Raw genomic sequence first — 16,230 nt, 5'->3', positions numbered from 1 at the left:
ACAAGGTTACCTAGTTCAATTTTAAGCTGTTTTAAAAATAGCTTGCAATTTAACAAGGGTCTTGTTAAAAAGCATCGTTATCTGTTGAATAAATTTATGGCACATTAGATAAAACATAGTTTATAAGGTATATGGTTTTATTTTTATGCCAACTTTAGTGGCATTTATTTAATTAAATGTTAATTGTTGTAATGACCGTCGAGTAACGATATTGCGTTGCTTGACCTAGAAATAGTAAGGATCGGGAAAGGCGAATGCCGACCATTAACCAATTAATCGCTAAAGGCCGCGAACCTGCTGCCAAGCGCAATAAGGTTCCTGCTTTGCAGGGATGCCCGCAAAAACGAGGGGTATGTACTCGTGTTTATACAACAACACCTAAAAAGCCAAACTCAGCATTGCGTAAAGTTGCAAAGGTACGTCTGACGAACGGTTATGAGGTGGTGAGTTATATTCCTGGTGAGGGTCATAACTTGCAAGAACATAGTGTGGTCTTAATACGTGGTGGACGTGTTAAGGATTTGCCAGGCGTGCGTTATCATATTTTACGTGGTGTTCTGGATACACAAGGAATTGCAAAGCGACGTCAACGTCGTTCTTTGTATGGTGCTAAACGTCCAAAATAAGAGGAATTAAAAGGCATGAGTCGCCGACACCGCGCAGTAAAGCGTGAGATACTTCCCGATCCTAAGTTTGGTGATGTGGTCATCACGCGTTTCATGAATGCGTTGATGTATGATGGTAAAAAATCTATTGCTGAAAAAATCGTTTATGGTGCATTGGAATCTCTACGTGCCCGTGGCGGTGAATCAGCGGACCCTGTAAACCTGTTTCACGAAGCTTTGGATAATGTTAAGCCAGCCGTTGAAGTTCGTTCACGCCGTGTAGGCGGTGCAACGTACCAGGTGCCTGTAGAAGTTCGTGCTGACCGTCGTCAGGCATTAGCAATTCGCTGGTTAATTGACGCTTCCCGTAAACGTGGCGAAAATACTATGCAAGAAAGATTGTCAAACGAATTGCATGACGCTATCAATAATCGTGGAGCGGCTGTTAAAAAGCGCGAGGATACTCACCGTATGGCTGAAGCAAATAAGGCATTCAGTCATTATCGCTGGTAAGTATAAGTTTGAACTTAATTTTTTTAACCGAATTTCTTGGTAAAAACCGAGTTAACGGAGAGAGACAATGGCAAAGGCTAAATTTGAGCGGAATAAACCGCACTGTAACATTGGAACTATTGGTCACGTTGATCATGGTAAAACAACATTAACGGCTGCTATAACAAAAGTTTTGGCAGAAAAAGGCGGTGCGGATTTTACTGCCTATGATATGATTGATAAGGCGCCTGAAGAACGTGCCCGTGGTATTACCATTTCAACGGCGCACGTTGAGTATGAAACAGATAAACGTCACTATGCTCATGTTGACTGTCCTGGTCACGCTGACTATGTTAAAAATATGATCACAGGTGCGGCACAGATGGATGGTGCTATCCTGGTTGTTTCAGCTGCTGATGGTCCTATGCCACAGACTCGTGAACACATTCTTTTGGCTCGTCAGGTTGGTGTTCCAGCATTGGTCGTATTCATGAATAAATGTGATCAAGTTGATGATCCTGAACTTCTTGAGCTTGTTGAAATGGAAATTCGTGAATTACTTTCTTCGTATGAATTTCCTGGAGATGATATTCCCATTATCAAAGGATCAGCTTTGGTTGCTCTTGAAGATGGTGATCCAGAATTGGGTAAAAACCGTATTCTTGACCTGATGAATGCTGTTGATGAATATATCCCGCAGCCAGAACGTCCAATTGATCGTCCATTCTTGATGCCAATTGAGGATGTTTTCTCTATTTCTGGACGTGGTACGGTTGTTACCGGACGTGTGGAACGTGGTGAAATCACTGTTGGTGAAGAAGTTGAAATTGTTGGTATTCATCCAACAACCAAAACAACAGTTACCGGTGTTGAAATGTTCCGCAAGTTGCTTGACCGTGGTGAAGCGGGTGACAATATCGGTGCGCTTCTTCGTGGAACAAAACGTGAAGATGTTGAACGTGGTCAAGTTCTGGCTAAACCAGGAACCATTAAGCCACATAACAAATTCAAGGCGGAAGCTTATATTCTTACAAAAGAAGAAGGTGGGCGTCATACTCCATTCTTTACCAATTACCGTCCACAATTCTATTTCCGTACAACTGACGTAACTGGTGTTGTACATCTTCCAGAAGGTGTGGAAATGGTGATGCCTGGTGATAATGCGGCAATGGATGTTGAATTGATTGCTCCTATTGCCATGGATGAAGGTCTGCGATTCGCTATTCGCGAAGGTGGACGTACTGTTGGGGCTGGTGTAGTTTCCAAAATTACCGAATAGTCTCGGCTAATTAGTTTGGATTCCCAGCTGTTTTTGCGGCTGGGAATCTTGTTGTTCTTGGATCCGAAAAGGATTCGTTTTTGTAGGCAGAAATAAATGGAAAGCCAAAACATCCGTATTCGCCTTAAAGCTTACGATTATCGTGTGTTGGATAATAGCACTCGTGAAATCGTAAATACAGCGAAGCGTACGGGGGCACAGGTAAGGGGACCAATCCCGTTGCCAACGCACATTGAGCGGTTTACAGTTAACCGCTCACCCCATATTGATAAGAAGAGTCGTGAGCAGTTCGAAATCAGAACGCACCGGCGTTTGTTAGATATTGTTGAGCCCAACCCGCAGACCGTGGACGCTCTCATGAAACTTGACCTCGCCGCTGGCGTTGATGTCGAGATTAAGCTATAAGGTCCAGACGATGCGTACAGGATTGATCGCAAAAAAGTTGGGAATGACCCGACTATTTAAAGAGGACGGCACTCATGTGCCAGTCACTGTATTGTACTTGGATGAAGTACAAGTAGTTGATGCTCGTACAAATGAACGTGATGGATACACAGCCCTTCAATTGGGGTATGGTAAAGCTAAAGTAAAAAATGTTAGCAAGCCTAATCGTGGTCATTTTGCACGGGTAAAAGTTGAACCAAAACAGAAGCTTGTAGAATTTCGTGTTACGGAAGACGCTGTTGTTGAGGCAGGGGCAAGATTGACTGCCGCTCATTTTGTTGTAGGACAAAAGGTGGACGTAACTGGGACCAGTAAAGGTAAGGGATTTGCAGGTGGAATGAAACGTTGGAACTTCAAGGGGTTGGAAGCAACTCATGGTGTTTCAATTAGTCATCGTTCGCATGGTTCCACAGGGAATAGACAAGACCCTGGTAAAACATTTAAGAATAAGAAAATGGCAGGCCATTTAGGTAGTGAGCGTGTAACGACGCAGAATCTTGAGGTTGCTGCTGTAGATGTAGAGAAAAATTTGATCATGATTAAAGGTGCAGTGCCTGGTGCGAAAAACGGGTTTGTTCTCTTGCGTGATGCGATCAAAAAGCCTCGTCATGCTGATGCACCATTTCCGGCAGCGTTAGCAACGGTTGCTGAGGAAGGTTGAACACTATGGATGTAGAAATCAAAACCTTCGATAATGGAAGTGCTGGCAATATTACGCTTCCAGATGAAATTTTCGGTATTGAACCCCGTCAAGATATTATGGCAAGAGTTGTGCATTGGCAGCTTGCCAAACGTCGTTCTGGCAATCATAAGATTAAGGGGCGTGGTGAAGTTTCTGGAACAACAAAAAAACCTTATCGGCAAAAAGGTACAGGTAATGCGCGTCAAGGTTCGTTACGTGGACCGCAGTTTCGTACCGGTGGCATTGTTCATGGTCCAGTAGTGCGTGATCATGGGTATGATTTGCCAAAGAAAGTAAGGCGTCTTGGTCTTATTTCTGCTTTATCACAGAAATTGGCAGAAGGTAAGTTGGTCGTTATTGACGAAGCCAATAATACTGCAAAAACATCTGAATTGGCTGCAAAATTAAAAGTGTTGGGCTGGAATTCAACTTTAATTATTGATGCAAATATTGATGAGAATTTCGGACGTGCAGTAAGAAATATCGCTTCAGTAGATATTCTTCCAACAATTGGTGCAAATGTTTATGACATTCTAAATCATGACATTTTGGCTATTACGCGGGCAGCAGTTGATGGGTTAAAGGAGCGCCTGGTATGACGAATATTCTTTCAATTCGCCAAAAGGCGGAAAAAATGTCTCGTGAAGCGATGTTTAACATTATTCGCGCACCCTTGATTACTGAAAAGGCAACCTTTTTGTCTGAAAAAAATCAAATTGCGTTTAAAGTTGCATCAAACGCTACTAAGCTTCAAATCAAAGTTGCGATTGAAACTTTGTTCGGTGTGAAAGTGTTGGGTGTTAATACGCTGATTTTAAAAGGTAAGACAAAGAGATTTCGAGGTCGGTTAGGGCGTCGTTCTGATGTTAAAAAAGCTTTTGTTCAACTTGCTGAAGGTCAGTCAATTGATTTGACAACCAAGTTGTCATAAGTGTGAGGTAGGAATTAATGGCACTTAAGCACTTTAAACCAGTTACTCCAAGTCTCCGTGGCACGGTTCTAATTGACCGTAAAGAGCTTTGGAAAGGTAAACCTGTCAAGACGCTTACCGAAGGTAAGAACAAGACGGGTGGACGTAATAATAATGGTCGAATTACCTCTCGTTTTATTGGGGGTGGGCATAAACAGTCATACCGTTATGTCGATTTTAAAAGACGTAAATATGATATGCCTGCAACTGTTGAACGGTTAGAATATGATCCCAATCGAACTGCTTTTATCGCGTTGATCAAATATGAAGACGGTGAGTTATCTTATATTCTGGCACCTCAAAGATTAAAAGCTGGAGATGTTGTAATCGCAGGTCAGCGTGTAGATGTTAAACCTGGAAATGCAATGCCTTTAGCAGCTATCCCTGTAGGAACCATTATTCACAATATTGAATTAAAAGAAGGAGCCGGTGGAAAACTGGTTCGTTCAGCTGGAACTTACGCTCAGTTGGTTGGTAAGGATGCTGGATATGCACAAATCAAACTGCAGTCGAATGAATTGCGTTTGGTACGTGGTGAATGTATGGCAACAGTTGGTGCCGTATCGAATCCAGATAACATGAACCAGCATTTTGGTAAGGCGGGACGTAGCCGTTGGTTAGGCCGTCGTCCACACAACCGTGGTGTTGTCATGAACCCGGTTGACCATCCTCATGGTGGTGGTGAAGGTCGTACTTCTGGTGGTCGTCATCCTGTGACACCATGGGGTAAACCAACTAAAGGTTATAAAACAAGAGTCAATAAGCGTACGGACAGCTTGATTATCCGTCGCCGTAAGACAGGCAAATAAAAGGGGCAAATAGAGATGGCAAGATCCGTCTGGAAAGGCCCGTTTGTAGACGGGTATTTACTTAAGAAAGCTGAAACCGCGCGTGCTTCAGGTCGTAACGATGTGATCAAAATTTGGTCACGCCGTTCCACCATTTTGCCGCAGTTTGTTGGTTTGGTTTTTGGTGTTTACAACGGTCATAAATTTTTACCAGTGCAGGTCAGTGAAAATATGGTAGGTCATAAATTCGGTGAATTTTCGCCAACCCGTACATTCAATGGTCATGCAGCAGACAAAAAAGTAAAGCGGGGCTAGGATATGAGTAAACCAAAACATGATCGTGCACTCGCTGAAACCGAAGCACAGGCAATTGGACGTAATATTCGTGTAAGTCCACGAAAACTAAATCTTGTTGCTGGATTGATTCGTAATCAACCTGCATCCACTGCTTTGGCAAAATTAACCTTTTCTAAAAGAAGAATTGCTAAAGAAGTTAAAACAATTCTGGAAAGCGCGATTGCAAATGCGGAAAACAATCATCAACTTGATGTAGACCGTTTGATTGTATCCAAGGCAGAGGTGGGTAAAGCGATGGTTATGCGTCGTTTTCATGCGAGGGGTCGTGGACGTTCAGCGCAAATTCAGAAATTCTTTAGTCATTTGAAGATTGTCGTTGCTGAGCGTGACGAAAACGATTCTTCTGAAGGAAAGGCAGCATAATATGGGTCAAAAAGTTAATCCAATTGGGTTGCGTTTGGGTATCAATCGTACTTGGGATAGTCGTTGGTATGCAGATAATGATTATACCAAATTATTATTTGAAGATTTCAAACTTCGTGACCATTTACGCAAGAAACTTGCAGGTGCGGGTGTTTCCAGGGTTGTTATTGAACGACCAGCTAAAAAGCCTCGTGTAACGATTTATGCGGCGCGCCCCGGAATTGTTATTGGTAAAAAAGGTCAGGATATTGATAGCTTACGTAAAGAATTAACATCAATGGCCGGTGCAGAGGTTGCATTGAATATTGTTGAAATACGTAAACCAGAAATTGATGCGACACTTGTTGCTGAAAATATTGCCCAGCAGCTGGAAAGACGTGTGGCGTTTCGTCGTGCGATGAAAAGAGCAGTGCAGTCAGCAATGCGTTTAGGTGCACAGGGAATTCGTATCAATTGCAGTGGTCGTCTTGGCGGAGCTGAAATTGCACGCGTCGAATGGTATCGTGAAGGACGTGTTCCCTTGCATACTTTAAGAGCAGATATTGATTATGGTGTTGCCGCAGCTCATACAACCTATGGGAAATGTGGTGTAAAGGTTTGGATCTTTAAGGGCGAAATCATGGCCCATGATCCATTGGCCCAGGATCGCCGTGCTGCTGATCAGGCACCACAAAGGTAATTGATTAATTGGAGCATAATAGTTATTAATAAAGCTATTACAACGCATGAGGATTTTAAATAATGCTATCTCCGCGGCGGACTAAATTCCGCAAAGCTCATAAAGGCCGTATTCACGGAATGGCTAAAGGTGGGACAGAGCTTAATTTTGGAACCTATGGTTTGAAAGCACTGCAGCCAGAACGTATTACAGCCCGTCAAATTGAAGCGTCTCGTCGTGCGATTACACGTGCGATGAAACGTATGGGACGTGTGTGGATTAGAGTTTTTCCAGACCTTCCTGTCTCTAGTAAACCAGCAGAAGTTCGTATGGGATCTGGAAAAGGGTCTCCTGAATATTGGGTTGCTCGTATCAAACCAGGTCGTATCCTATTTGAGATTGAAGGTGTAAGTCCCGAAATTGCAAAAGAGGCGTTAACGCTCGGTGCTGCGAAGCTGCCAATTAAAACGAAATTTGTAACCCGTATAGGAGAGGCCTAGAATGGCAAAGGCAAATAAGCCAGCTGATCTGCGCGCTAAAACGGTAGACGAATTAAAGACGTTGTTAATTGATTTGCGACGTGAACAATTTAATTTACGTTTCCAACGTGCGACTGGTCAAAATGAGGGTATGGGTCGAATTGGGGTAATCCGTCGAGATATTGCACGGATTAAGACCATTATGACTGAAGTTAACAAAAACGCCGCAGGTGCTGCCGCATCTGCCGGCAAGTCCTGAGGAGTTAATGGGCGATGCCAAGGCGCGTTCTAACCGGTCGGGTGACAAGCGATAAAATGGACAAAACAGTTTCTGTTTTGGTTGTTCGTCGCGTTATGCACCCGCTTTATAAAAAATTCATTCGTCGTTCGAAAAAATATGCGGCGCATGATGAATTAAATGAGTGTCAAATTGGAGATATGGTTCGTATCATTGAATCTCCTCCGATTTCAAAAAGGAAAACATGGACTGTGATTTCTCGCAACGGTGCACCTCTTGGTGCGGCTGAGCAAGTATCCAGCATAGAAGCTTAAGGGAGGCTTAACTATGATCCATCCCGAGACCAACCTAACTGTGGCTGATAATTCAGGTGCAAGAGAGGTGCAGTGCATTAAGGTACTGGGCGGTTCAAAGCGGAAAACCGCTTCGGTCGGCGACGTGATCGTCGTTTCTGTCAAAGAGGCTATTCCTCGTGGCAAAGTAAAAAAAGGTGATGTCCATCAAGCTGTGATTGTTAGAACAAGCTATCCTGTTCGTCGTCCTGATGGAACCTCAATACGTTTTGATAAAAATGCTGCTGTATTGATAAATAAACAAAATGAACCAATTGGCACACGTATTTTCGGCCCGGTAGTAAGGGAATTGCGTGCACGTCAATTCATGAAAATTATCTCCTTAGCTCCGGAGGTTTTATAATGGCCGCACGTATTAAAAAAGGCGATCAAGTAATCGTTATTACAGGGCCTCAGAAAGGTGTGCAAGGTGAAGTCCTGTCAATTTCCCCTGTTGAAAATAAGGCAGTGGTTCGTGGTGTGGCGGTTGCCAAACATCATAAGAAACCAACCCGTATGGGTGATGCTGGTGGTATTATTGAGCGTGAAAAGGCTATTCACTTGTCAAATCTTAAATTGGTAGATCCAAAATCAGGGAAACCTACTCGTGTTGGATTTAGAGTTTTGGAAGACGGTCGTAAGGTTCGTGTTGCCAAAACCACCGGTGAAGTGATCGAAGGTTAAGAGAGGTGGATATGTCAGAAAATAGTCAAGTTCGCTCTGAAGCACGCCTTTACACGCTTTACAAAAATGAATTGCGTCAAAAGTTACGTGAACAATTCAATTACAAAAACGAGATGCAGATCCCGCGTCTTGAAAAAATTGTTTTAAACATGGGTGTTGGAGAAGCGGCAGGTGATCAAAAGAAACTGGATGCTGCCACGGAAGAAATGACCTTGATTGCCGGTCAAAAAGCCGTTAAAACACTTACTAAGAAAGCGATTGCTGGATTTAAAATTCGTGCTGGTTTACCCATTGGATGTAAAGTTACATTACGTAAAAACCGTATGTATGAATTTCTGGATCGTTTGGTTACAATCGCTTTACCGCGTGTTCGAGATTTTAGAGGATTGCCAGCAAACAAAGGATTTGATGGTCGTGGAAATTTTGCAATGGGTTTGAAAGAACAGATTGTATTTCCTGAAATCGTTTACGATAAAGTAGACGAAGTACGTGGTATGGATATTGTGTTTGTAACAACAGCCAAGACCAATGACGAAGCCAAGGCTTTGTTAAAAGCATTTTCTCTTCCATTTATTGGATAGGAAATTGTTCTTTCGCTGCAAGGTGATACACTACCTTGCAAATTTGTTTTTTTTGGAAAACGGTCGATATAGTCGACAGGTTCCGGAGGGTAAAATTAAACATGGCAAAAACTTCAGCCATTTATCGTAATGCGAAGCGTGCACGTATGTCCGCACGTGATAAAGCAAAACGCATTGCGTTAAAGAATATTGTAATGGATAGAAGTTTACCAGTTGAAGATCGTTTTGATGCATCTTTAAAGCTGGCTAAACTTCCTCGTAATGGTTCACGAGTAAGAGTGCGTTTGCGTTGTAAACTAACTGGTCGCTCTCGTGGGAATTACCGTAAATTTGAACTTTGCCGTATCGCATTGCGTGAATTGGCATCTACCGGGCAAATCCCTGGTATGGTTAAATCAAGCTGGTAAGGGATATATAGATGTCATTATCTGATCCATTGGGTGATATGCTCACCCGTATACGTAATGCACAATCAGCTCGTCATTCATTTTGTGTGGTTCCCGCTTCTAATTTGAGAGTTAATGTTTTGGAAGCATTAAAGCGTGAAGGTTATATTCGCGGATATAAAAAAGAAGAGCTTCGCAAGGGAATAAGTCAGCTTCGCATTGAATTGAAGTATTCTGAAGGTGCTCCTGTTATAAAAGAAATTCAGAGAGTATCTAAACCAGGTCGTCGCGTTTATTCTAAAATTAAAGAATTGCCACGTGTTTATGGCGGCCTTGGAGTATCCATTTTGTCAACACCTCAGGGTGTTTTATCTGATATTGAAGCACGTGCCGCCAATGTTGGTGGTGAAGTGCTCTGTCGTGTATTCTAAGAGGAGGGATCAATGTCACGTGTAGGCAAAAATCCCGTGCAGATTCCGCAAGGGGTACAAGTTTCTCTGAAAGACGGTAAAATTGTTGTCAAAGGTAAAAGAGGCGAATTGTCTCTGCCTGTATCTGAACATATTGAAACTGTTATTGAAGATAATCAGGTTACTGTTAAGCCAAAAGATGATGGTGTTGCCGCAAGAACAATGTGGGGCACTACCAGAGCATTAATTGCGAATATGGTCAAAGGTGTTTCTGAAGGTTATACCAAGGCCTTGGAAATCACGGGAACTGGGTTTCGTGCCGCTGTTCAAGGTTCAAATCTTGTTATGAATCTTGGTTATTCACACGATGTTGTTTATCCAATTCCATCTGATATTAAAATTACAACGCCACGTCCAACGGCAATTGTTGTTGAGGGTAATGATAAACAACGTGTTGGTCAAATCGCACTGGATATACGTAATTTTAGAAAACCTGAACCTTATAAAGGTAAAGGTGTTCGTTATGAAGATGAGATTATACGTCGCAAAGAAGGCAAGAAAAAATAATGGGTATGCAACGTGAATTACAAACGCGCCGTCGCAGACGGTTGCGTTATCAGCTTCGTCAGAAAGGAAACGGGCGTCCACGTCTTTCGGTTTTCCGTTCAAGCAAAAATATTTATGCTCAAGTTATTGACGATATGGCTGGTAAGACTTTAGTTGCTGCTTCAACTTTGGATGCAGCGGCTAAAGGACAAATTAAAACTGGAGCTGATATTAATGCTGCTCGTGTCGTAGGCAAGTTGATTGCTGAGCGTGCAAAGGCAGCAGGATTGGAACAGGTCGTATTTGATCGTGGCTCCTATATTTATCATGGGCGTGTAAAAGCGCTTGCTGAGGCTGCCCGTGAGGGCGGGCTCTCGTTCTAAGAGGAGTCGCGAATGGCACGTGAAGTGAAAGAAGGCGGTCGCGGTGGACGTGAACGTGAAAATGAAGATTTGATCGACAAATTGGTATCGATTAATCGTGTTGCTAAAGTTGTAAAAGGTGGTCGACGCTTTGCCTTTGCTGCATTGGTCGTCGTTGGTGATCAGCGTGGACGTGTAGGATATGGTGCCGGTAAAGCTAGAGAGGTGCCTGAAGCAATTCGCAAGGCAACTGAGCAGGCTAAAAAATCAATGATACGTGTTCCCATGAAAGAAGGCAGAACATTGCATCATGATGTGCAAGGTTTTTATGGCGCCGGTAAGGTCGTGTTAAGATCTGCCGATTCGGGAACTGGTATTATTGCTGGCGGTCCAATGCGTGCGGTTTTTGAAAGCCTTGGAATTAATGATGTTGTTGCGAAATCAACAGGTTCACGTAATCCACATAATATGGTAAAGGCAACTTTTGATGCATTGCGTAGATGTGCAAGTCCAAGAGTTGTTGCAGCAAGACGTGGAAAGAAGGTGTCTGAAATTCTTGGTCGCCGTGATTCTGGTCATGCGTCTCAAAATGCGGAGGCTGTAAATGGCTAGTAATACGGTAAAAGTAACTCAGATAGCATCTGCAATTGGTCGTAAGAAAGATCAAAAGCAAACATTGACTGGTCTTGGTTTGAATCGTGTTGGTGCAACCCGTGAGTTGGAAAATACACCAGCTGTCCAGGGAATGATCAATAAGATTCGCCACCTCGTTAAGGTGGAGGGATAAATGAATCTAAATGAACTTCGTGATAATGCCGGAGCAAGATACCGTAAAAAACGTCTTGGACGAGGTATTGGTTCTGGTAAAGGCAAAACATCAGGTAAAGGCGTGAAAGGTCAGTTGGCACGTTCAGGTGTGGCAATCAATGGCTTTGAAGGTGGACAGCTTCCACTTTACCGTCGTATGCCAAAAAGAGGGTTCAAGAATATTTTTCGCAAAAATTATGTGGAAATTAATCTTCGGACCCTTTCATCCGCTATTGAGCAGGGCAAATTGAATGCATCATCTTTAATCGATGAAAAAGCATTGCGTGAAGCCGGTTTATTTAAGGGAAAAAAATATTCTGGCGTTTGTTTGCTTGCTAATGGAAATCTAAATCAGGCCATCAACTTGGAAGTGTCAAGAGCATCAGCGGCAGCTGTTGAAGCGGTTAAAAAAGCTGGTGGTTCTCTAAAGCTTTTATCGTCATCTGGGGATGTTTCTGCAGATGCCTAGGAAATGAAGAGGTAATATAATTTAAGTTTGATCAATTTTTAGATCAAAACATTATGTTACATTCTAATTTTAAGGTAAAATTACAGCGTCCCGTTTTGTTACGGTGACGCTGTTTTTTTTGAAAGGATAAAAATTATGGCCTCTATGGCCGAACAACTAGCGGCGAATATTAATGTCAGTGCGTTTTCTAAAGCAACTGAATTAAAAAAGCGTATTTGGTTTACATTGGGTGCGTTAATTATTTACCGTCTAGGTACCTATATCCCGGTTCCGGGAGTGGATGCTACGGTAATGGCACAATTGCTGGCTAAACACCAGGGTGGTATTCTTGGTATGTTTGATATGTTCAGTGGTGGCGCCTTGGGTCGCATGACCATTTTTGCCCTGAACATCATGCCCTATATTAGTGCATCTATTATCATTCAGTTGATGTCATCTGCGATGCCATCTCTTGAATCCTTGAAAAAGGAAGGGGAGCAAGGACGTAAAAAGCTTAATCAATATACACGTTACCTGACGGTTTTCATTGCTTTATTCCAGGCTTATGGAATTGCCATTGGGTTGGAAAGTATGAAAAGTCCCGCAGGTTCTGCCGTTACCAATCCGGGAATGCTTTTCTTGTTAACCTGCGTCATCACGCTGGTTGGGGGAACGATGTTTTTGATGTGGTTGGGGGAACAAATCACGGCACGCGGGGTCGGTAATGGAATATCATTGATTATTTTTGCCGGTATTGTCGCCAATTTACCAACGGCTTTGGCAAGTTTATTTCAACTGGGTTACACTGGCGCTTTGTCTCCATTTTTTGTCGTTGCATTTCTTGTATTGGCAGCGGTTACAATCGCCTTTATCGTGTTTATGGAACAGGCGCAAAGAAGAGTTGTCATACAATATCCCAAACGGCAGGTTGGGCAACGCATGTATGGTGGTGATTCAACACATATGCCATTAAAAGTTAATACCGCTGGAGTTATACCGCCTATTTTTGCGTCTTCAGTTTTATTGATACCTGTAACAATAGCTGGATTTCTATCAAATGAATCGACACCAGGATGGTTGGCATATCTAGGACAGGAATTCGGTCAGGGTCATATTTTATATATGGTCTTTTATGCTGCCATGATTATTTTCTTCTCATATTTTTATGCAGCTGTATCCTTTAATCCCAAAGAAACGGCAGATAATTTACGAAAACAGGGTGGATTTATTCCCGGTATTCGTCCAGGTGCAAATACAGCAACCTATTTTGATAATATCCTGACACGGTTAACAACAATTGGAGCGCTATATCTTGTTGTTGTCTGTTTATTGCCACAATTTTTAATCAATCATTACAATGTTCCCTTCTATTTTGGTGGAACCAGTTTGATAATCATAGTTTCCGTGACAATAGATACGGTAACGCAGGTTCAATCCCATTTGGTTGCGCACCAATATCAGGGTCTATTACGCAAATCCAGGTTTGGAAAAGGAAAAAAGCGGTGAAGCTAATATTTTTGGGCCCACCAGGGGCAGGTAAAGGGACGCAGGCTCAACGTTTGTCAGAAAAATATCATATCGCGCAAATCTCCACAGGAGATATGCTGAGGGCTGAGGTGAGGTCAGGGTCAGAAATCGGGAAAAAAGCCAAGGATATTATGGATAAGGGGTTATTGTTTCCTGATGATCTGATGGTTGAAATGATTGCAAAAAGAATTAAAAAGGATGATTGTAAAAACGGTTTTATTCTTGATGGTTTCCCTCGCAATGTGGATCAAGCAAAAGCGTTGGATAAAATGTTTGTCTCTGAACATCTGAAACTTGATGCTGTATTATTATTAAAAGTGGATGAGGAAATACTTGCAGAGCGAATTTCCAACCGGTTTAGTTGTGCAAAATGTGGTGCCAGTTATAATAAACTTTTTAAAAAACCAAAAAAAGACGGAGTCTGTGATGCCTGCGGTTCAACGGAATTTGTCTCAAGAGCTGATGATAATAAAGATACCGTTCTGGAACGTTTAAGGGTCTATCGTGAACAGACCGCTCCCTTATTGCCATATTATAAAGAAAAAAAATGCTTGTATCCCATTGATGGTATGAAAAATGTGGATGAGGTGACAAAAGATATTGATTTAATTTTAAAAAAAAATAAAATGTAAGTTTATATTTTTGTGAAAAAATTATCATACTATATTGACTCTGTTAGTATGAAAGTTATATTGATGCTTTTAAAAGTATTTCAAACACGTTAGCTATTAATGAAACAGTTATTGATCTCGTAACTGTTGCTTTTTTAGTGGCTAGCTGTTAAGAATAGACCTAAATTATTAAGGCTAATTAAGGAGTATTGGGCGTGGCGCGTATTGCCGGCGTAAACATCCCGACGAATAAGCGGGTAACCATTGGTCTGCGTTATATATACGGCATTGGGCCGACAAAAGCGCAGGAAATTTGTAATAAATTGTCAATTCCTGACGAACGTAGGGTGAACGAACTTTCAGACGATGAGGTTCTGAAAATCCGTGAGTTAATTGATAGCGAGTATCAGGTTGAGGGTGATCTTCGTCGTGAAATCTCAATGAATATCAAGCGTTTGATGGACTTGGGATGTTACCGTGGATTGCGTCATCGTCGTGGTTTGCCTGTAAGAGGTCAGAGAACTCACACAAATGCTCGTACACGTAAGGGTAAGGCGGTTGCTATTGCTGGTAAGAAAAAAGTAACACGTTAACCCTTGGTTTGTTTTAATTTTTTATAACTAAACGGACAGGATAATAAAAGCCATGGCGAAACCCGCCACACCGCGTCTTAGAAAAAAAGAACGCAAAAACATTACTTCTGGCGTAGCGCATGTTTTGTCTACGTTTAATAATACGATGATCACTATCTCTGATGTTCAAGGAAATGCAATTTCATGGTCTTCAGCGGGTGCTCAGGGATTTAAAGGTTCACGCAAATCTACACCTTATGCAGCACAGGTTGCAGCTGAGGATGCGGGACGTAAAGCTCGTGAACATGGTATGGAAACTCTTGAAATTGAAGTGTCTGGACCGGGATCTGGACGTGAAAGCGCATTGCGTGCTTTACAGGCGGTAGGTTTTACGGTTACTTCAATCCGGGATACCACACCAGTGCCACATAACGGATGTCGTCCACGTAAACGTCGTCGCGTTTAATCGTTCGTATATTATTTTCAATCAATAATGAATGGAAATAATATTCAAGTAACAAAAGCTGACTTCGAGGTTAAGATTTTGTTACTTTTTTGGTAATAATTTGAATTGAAAGGCCACCACCTTGGTCCTCCAGAAAAACTGGCAATCTCTTATTAAGCCGGAGAAGCTGGAAGTCGAACCGGGCTCGGCGTCACAAAATGTGGCGACCGTGGTGGCGGAGCCGCTTGAACGTGGCTTCGGCATGACGCTCGGTAATGCGCTTCGGCGAGTACTTTTATCTTCTCTTCAAGGGGCTGCTGTTACAGCTGTTCGTATTGACGGCGTTCTTCACGAATTCTCATCAGTCAATGGTGTGCGGGAAGATGTCACGGATATTGTTCTGAATGTTAAGCAACTGGCCATACGTATGCATAGTGATGGTCCAAAACGGATGATTTTGTCCGCGGTAGGTCCAGGCCAAGTTACAGCTGGACAGATTCAGACAGATCATGATATTGAAATCATGAATCCTGATCTTGTGATTTGCACACTTGATGATGGAATAAAGTTGGGTATGGAATTTACCGTTGAAATGGGTAAAGGTTATGTGCCTGCCTCTACTAACCGTCAGGAGGATGCTCCGATTGGGATGATTCCAATTGACGCGATATATTCACCTGTTCGTCGTGTTTCCTATAAAGTTGAGCCAACCCGTGTTGGTCAGGTAACAGATTATGACAAGCTGTTATTGACTTTGGAAACAGATGGTTCTGTAACGCCTGAAAATGCCGTAGCTTTGGCTGCGCGTATTTTGCAAGATCAGTTCCAGCTTTTTATCAATTTTGATGAGCCTAAACCAGTCGTGACGGAAGAGCCTAAGGAAGAGCTTCCATTCAATCGTAATTTATTGCGCAAAGTTGATGAGCTTGAATTGTCAGTTCGTAGCGCCAACTGTCTCAAGAATGATAACATTGTGTATATTGGCGATCTGGTGCAGCGGACAGAGCAAGAAATGTTACGCACTCCTAATTTTGGTCGCAAGTCATTGAATGAAATCAAGGAAGTTCTTTCTTCAATGGGATTGTCATTGGGAATGAATGTGCCTGCTTGGCCACCAGAAAATATTGAAGAGTTAGCTAAACGGCTGGATGAGCTGTTTTAAGC

At 42.5% G+C, this 16,230-nt stretch carries 29 protein-coding genes; all 29 read left to right on the top strand.

What is annotated here, in order from left to right:
- Positions 1–254: 254 nt before the first annotated feature.
- The 29 genes from rpsL (at position 255) to D9V35_RS06895 (ending at position 16,228) form a co-directional block, all read left to right on the top strand.
- Positions 255–626 (top strand): 30S ribosomal protein S12, encoded by a 372-nt coding sequence (gene rpsL, locus D9V35_RS07035; RefSeq protein ID WP_003621118.1) that lies wholly within the window; start codon positions 255–257, stop codon positions 624–626.
- 15 nt (positions 627–641) lie between these two features.
- Positions 642–1,118 carry a 30S ribosomal protein S7 gene (gene rpsG, locus D9V35_RS07030; protein WP_122123905.1) on the top strand — a complete coding sequence of 159 codons (477 nt, stop codon included), beginning with the start codon at positions 642–644 and terminating at the stop codon, positions 1,116–1,118.
- A gap of 67 nt (positions 1,119–1,185) precedes the next feature.
- Complete coding sequence (tuf, locus tag D9V35_RS07025) at positions 1,186–2,376, top strand: elongation factor Tu (RefSeq protein WP_110438408.1); 1,191 nt, start codon at positions 1,186–1,188, stop codon at positions 2,374–2,376.
- Between the two features lie 96 nt (positions 2,377–2,472).
- Positions 2,473–2,781, top strand: coding sequence for a 30S ribosomal protein S10 (gene rpsJ, locus D9V35_RS07020; protein WP_110438407.1), 309 nt, complete (start codon positions 2,473–2,475; stop codon positions 2,779–2,781).
- Between the two features lie 10 nt (positions 2,782–2,791).
- Complete coding sequence (gene rplC, locus D9V35_RS07015) at positions 2,792–3,481, top strand: 50S ribosomal protein L3 (RefSeq protein WP_110438406.1); 690 nt, start codon at positions 2,792–2,794, stop codon at positions 3,479–3,481.
- 5 nt (positions 3,482–3,486) lie between these two features.
- The gene (gene rplD / locus D9V35_RS07010) at positions 3,487–4,101 is read left to right on the top strand and encodes a 50S ribosomal protein L4 (RefSeq protein ID WP_110438405.1); all 615 of its coding nucleotides are present in this window, start codon (positions 3,487–3,489) and stop codon (positions 4,099–4,101) included.
- Positions 4,102–4,136: 35 nt separating this feature from the next.
- A complete protein-coding gene (locus D9V35_RS07005; RefSeq protein WP_197037492.1) occupies positions 4,137–4,433 on the top strand; it encodes a 50S ribosomal protein L23 in 297 nt (98 codons plus the stop codon).
- Between the two features lie 17 nt (positions 4,434–4,450).
- Positions 4,451–5,281, top strand: a complete 831-nt coding sequence (gene rplB / locus D9V35_RS07000) for a 50S ribosomal protein L2 (protein ID WP_110438403.1) — start codon at positions 4,451–4,453, stop codon at positions 5,279–5,281.
- A 15-nt stretch (positions 5,282–5,296) separates the two neighbouring features.
- A complete protein-coding gene (gene rpsS, locus D9V35_RS06995; RefSeq protein ID WP_110438402.1) occupies positions 5,297–5,575 on the top strand; it encodes a 30S ribosomal protein S19 in 279 nt (92 codons plus the stop codon).
- A 3-nt stretch (positions 5,576–5,578) separates the two neighbouring features.
- Positions 5,579–5,980, top strand: coding sequence for a 50S ribosomal protein L22 (gene rplV / locus D9V35_RS06990; protein WP_110438401.1), 402 nt, complete (start codon positions 5,579–5,581; stop codon positions 5,978–5,980).
- A 1-nt stretch (position 5,981) separates the two neighbouring features.
- The gene (gene rpsC / locus D9V35_RS06985; RefSeq protein ID WP_110438400.1) at positions 5,982–6,659 is read left to right on the top strand and encodes a 30S ribosomal protein S3; all 678 of its coding nucleotides are present in this window, start codon (positions 5,982–5,984) and stop codon (positions 6,657–6,659) included.
- Between the two features lie 62 nt (positions 6,660–6,721).
- A complete protein-coding gene (rplP, locus tag D9V35_RS06980) occupies positions 6,722–7,138 on the top strand; it encodes a 50S ribosomal protein L16 (RefSeq protein WP_110438399.1) in 417 nt (138 codons plus the stop codon).
- 1 nt (position 7,139) lies between these two features.
- Positions 7,140–7,376 carry a 50S ribosomal protein L29 gene (gene rpmC, locus D9V35_RS06975; RefSeq protein ID WP_122123904.1) on the top strand — a complete coding sequence of 79 codons (237 nt, stop codon included), beginning with the start codon at positions 7,140–7,142 and terminating at the stop codon, positions 7,374–7,376.
- A 14-nt stretch (positions 7,377–7,390) separates the two neighbouring features.
- Positions 7,391–7,669: a 30S ribosomal protein S17 gene (rpsQ, locus tag D9V35_RS06970; RefSeq protein WP_110438397.1), complete on the top strand. Its 279-nt coding sequence runs from the start codon at positions 7,391–7,393 to the stop codon at positions 7,667–7,669.
- 13 nt (positions 7,670–7,682) lie between these two features.
- Positions 7,683–8,051, top strand: coding sequence for a 50S ribosomal protein L14 (gene rplN / locus D9V35_RS06965; protein WP_110438396.1), 369 nt, complete (start codon positions 7,683–7,685; stop codon positions 8,049–8,051).
- Positions 8,051–8,371 (top strand): 50S ribosomal protein L24, encoded by a 321-nt coding sequence (gene rplX, locus D9V35_RS06960; RefSeq protein WP_122123903.1) that lies wholly within the window; start codon positions 8,051–8,053, stop codon positions 8,369–8,371. Before rplN ends, rplX begins: the two co-directional genes overlap by 1 nt.
- A gap of 11 nt (positions 8,372–8,382) precedes the next feature.
- Positions 8,383–8,952 carry a 50S ribosomal protein L5 gene (gene rplE, locus D9V35_RS06955; RefSeq protein ID WP_122123902.1) on the top strand — a complete coding sequence of 190 codons (570 nt, stop codon included), beginning with the start codon at positions 8,383–8,385 and terminating at the stop codon, positions 8,950–8,952.
- Positions 8,953–9,053: 101 nt separating this feature from the next.
- A complete protein-coding gene (gene rpsN, locus D9V35_RS06950; protein WP_110438393.1) occupies positions 9,054–9,359 on the top strand; it encodes a 30S ribosomal protein S14 in 306 nt (101 codons plus the stop codon).
- Positions 9,360–9,370: 11 nt separating this feature from the next.
- Positions 9,371–9,769: a 30S ribosomal protein S8 gene (gene rpsH, locus D9V35_RS06945; RefSeq protein WP_110438392.1), complete on the top strand. Its 399-nt coding sequence runs from the start codon at positions 9,371–9,373 to the stop codon at positions 9,767–9,769.
- Between the two features lie 12 nt (positions 9,770–9,781).
- Positions 9,782–10,315, top strand: a complete 534-nt coding sequence (rplF, locus tag D9V35_RS06940) for a 50S ribosomal protein L6 (RefSeq protein WP_110438391.1) — start codon at positions 9,782–9,784, stop codon at positions 10,313–10,315.
- Positions 10,315–10,677, top strand: coding sequence for a 50S ribosomal protein L18 (gene rplR / locus D9V35_RS06935; protein WP_122123901.1), 363 nt, complete (start codon positions 10,315–10,317; stop codon positions 10,675–10,677). The genes rplF and rplR overlap by 1 nt, the downstream gene beginning before the upstream one ends.
- A 12-nt stretch (positions 10,678–10,689) precedes the next feature.
- Positions 10,690–11,268 (top strand): 30S ribosomal protein S5, encoded by a 579-nt coding sequence (rpsE, locus tag D9V35_RS06930; RefSeq protein ID WP_110438389.1) that lies wholly within the window; start codon positions 10,690–10,692, stop codon positions 11,266–11,268.
- Positions 11,261–11,443 carry a 50S ribosomal protein L30 gene (rpmD, locus tag D9V35_RS06925; protein WP_122123900.1) on the top strand — a complete coding sequence of 61 codons (183 nt, stop codon included), beginning with the start codon at positions 11,261–11,263 and terminating at the stop codon, positions 11,441–11,443. Before rpsE ends, rpmD begins: the two co-directional genes overlap by 8 nt.
- Positions 11,444–11,932, top strand: coding sequence for a 50S ribosomal protein L15 (gene rplO, locus D9V35_RS06920; RefSeq protein ID WP_110438387.1), 489 nt, complete (start codon positions 11,444–11,446; stop codon positions 11,930–11,932). It abuts the gene before it with no gap.
- A 135-nt stretch (positions 11,933–12,067) separates the two neighbouring features.
- Positions 12,068–13,417, top strand: a complete 1,350-nt coding sequence (gene secY, locus D9V35_RS06915; RefSeq protein ID WP_122123899.1) for a preprotein translocase subunit SecY — start codon at positions 12,068–12,070, stop codon at positions 13,415–13,417.
- A complete protein-coding gene (locus D9V35_RS06910) occupies positions 13,414–14,070 on the top strand; it encodes an adenylate kinase (protein WP_122123898.1) in 657 nt (218 codons plus the stop codon). The genes secY and D9V35_RS06910 overlap by 4 nt, the downstream gene beginning before the upstream one ends.
- Before the next feature lie 194 nt (positions 14,071–14,264).
- Positions 14,265–14,642, top strand: a complete 378-nt coding sequence (gene rpsM, locus D9V35_RS06905) for a 30S ribosomal protein S13 (RefSeq protein ID WP_110438384.1) — start codon at positions 14,265–14,267, stop codon at positions 14,640–14,642.
- A gap of 52 nt (positions 14,643–14,694) precedes the next feature.
- The gene (rpsK, locus tag D9V35_RS06900; protein WP_110438383.1) at positions 14,695–15,087 is read left to right on the top strand and encodes a 30S ribosomal protein S11; all 393 of its coding nucleotides are present in this window, start codon (positions 14,695–14,697) and stop codon (positions 15,085–15,087) included.
- 121 nt (positions 15,088–15,208) lie between these two features.
- Positions 15,209–16,228 (top strand): DNA-directed RNA polymerase subunit alpha, encoded by a 1,020-nt coding sequence (locus tag D9V35_RS06895; RefSeq protein ID WP_110438382.1) that lies wholly within the window; start codon positions 15,209–15,211, stop codon positions 16,226–16,228.
- Positions 16,229–16,230: the final 2 nt, after the last annotated feature.

The organism is Commensalibacter melissae (assembly GCF_003691365.1).
In the GTDB taxonomy this organism is placed as follows: domain Bacteria; phylum Pseudomonadota; class Alphaproteobacteria; order Acetobacterales; family Acetobacteraceae; genus Commensalibacter; species Commensalibacter melissae.
The sequence above is the reverse complement of the archived record's forward strand: the minus strand, read 5'-3'. Positions and strand labels throughout refer to the sequence as shown.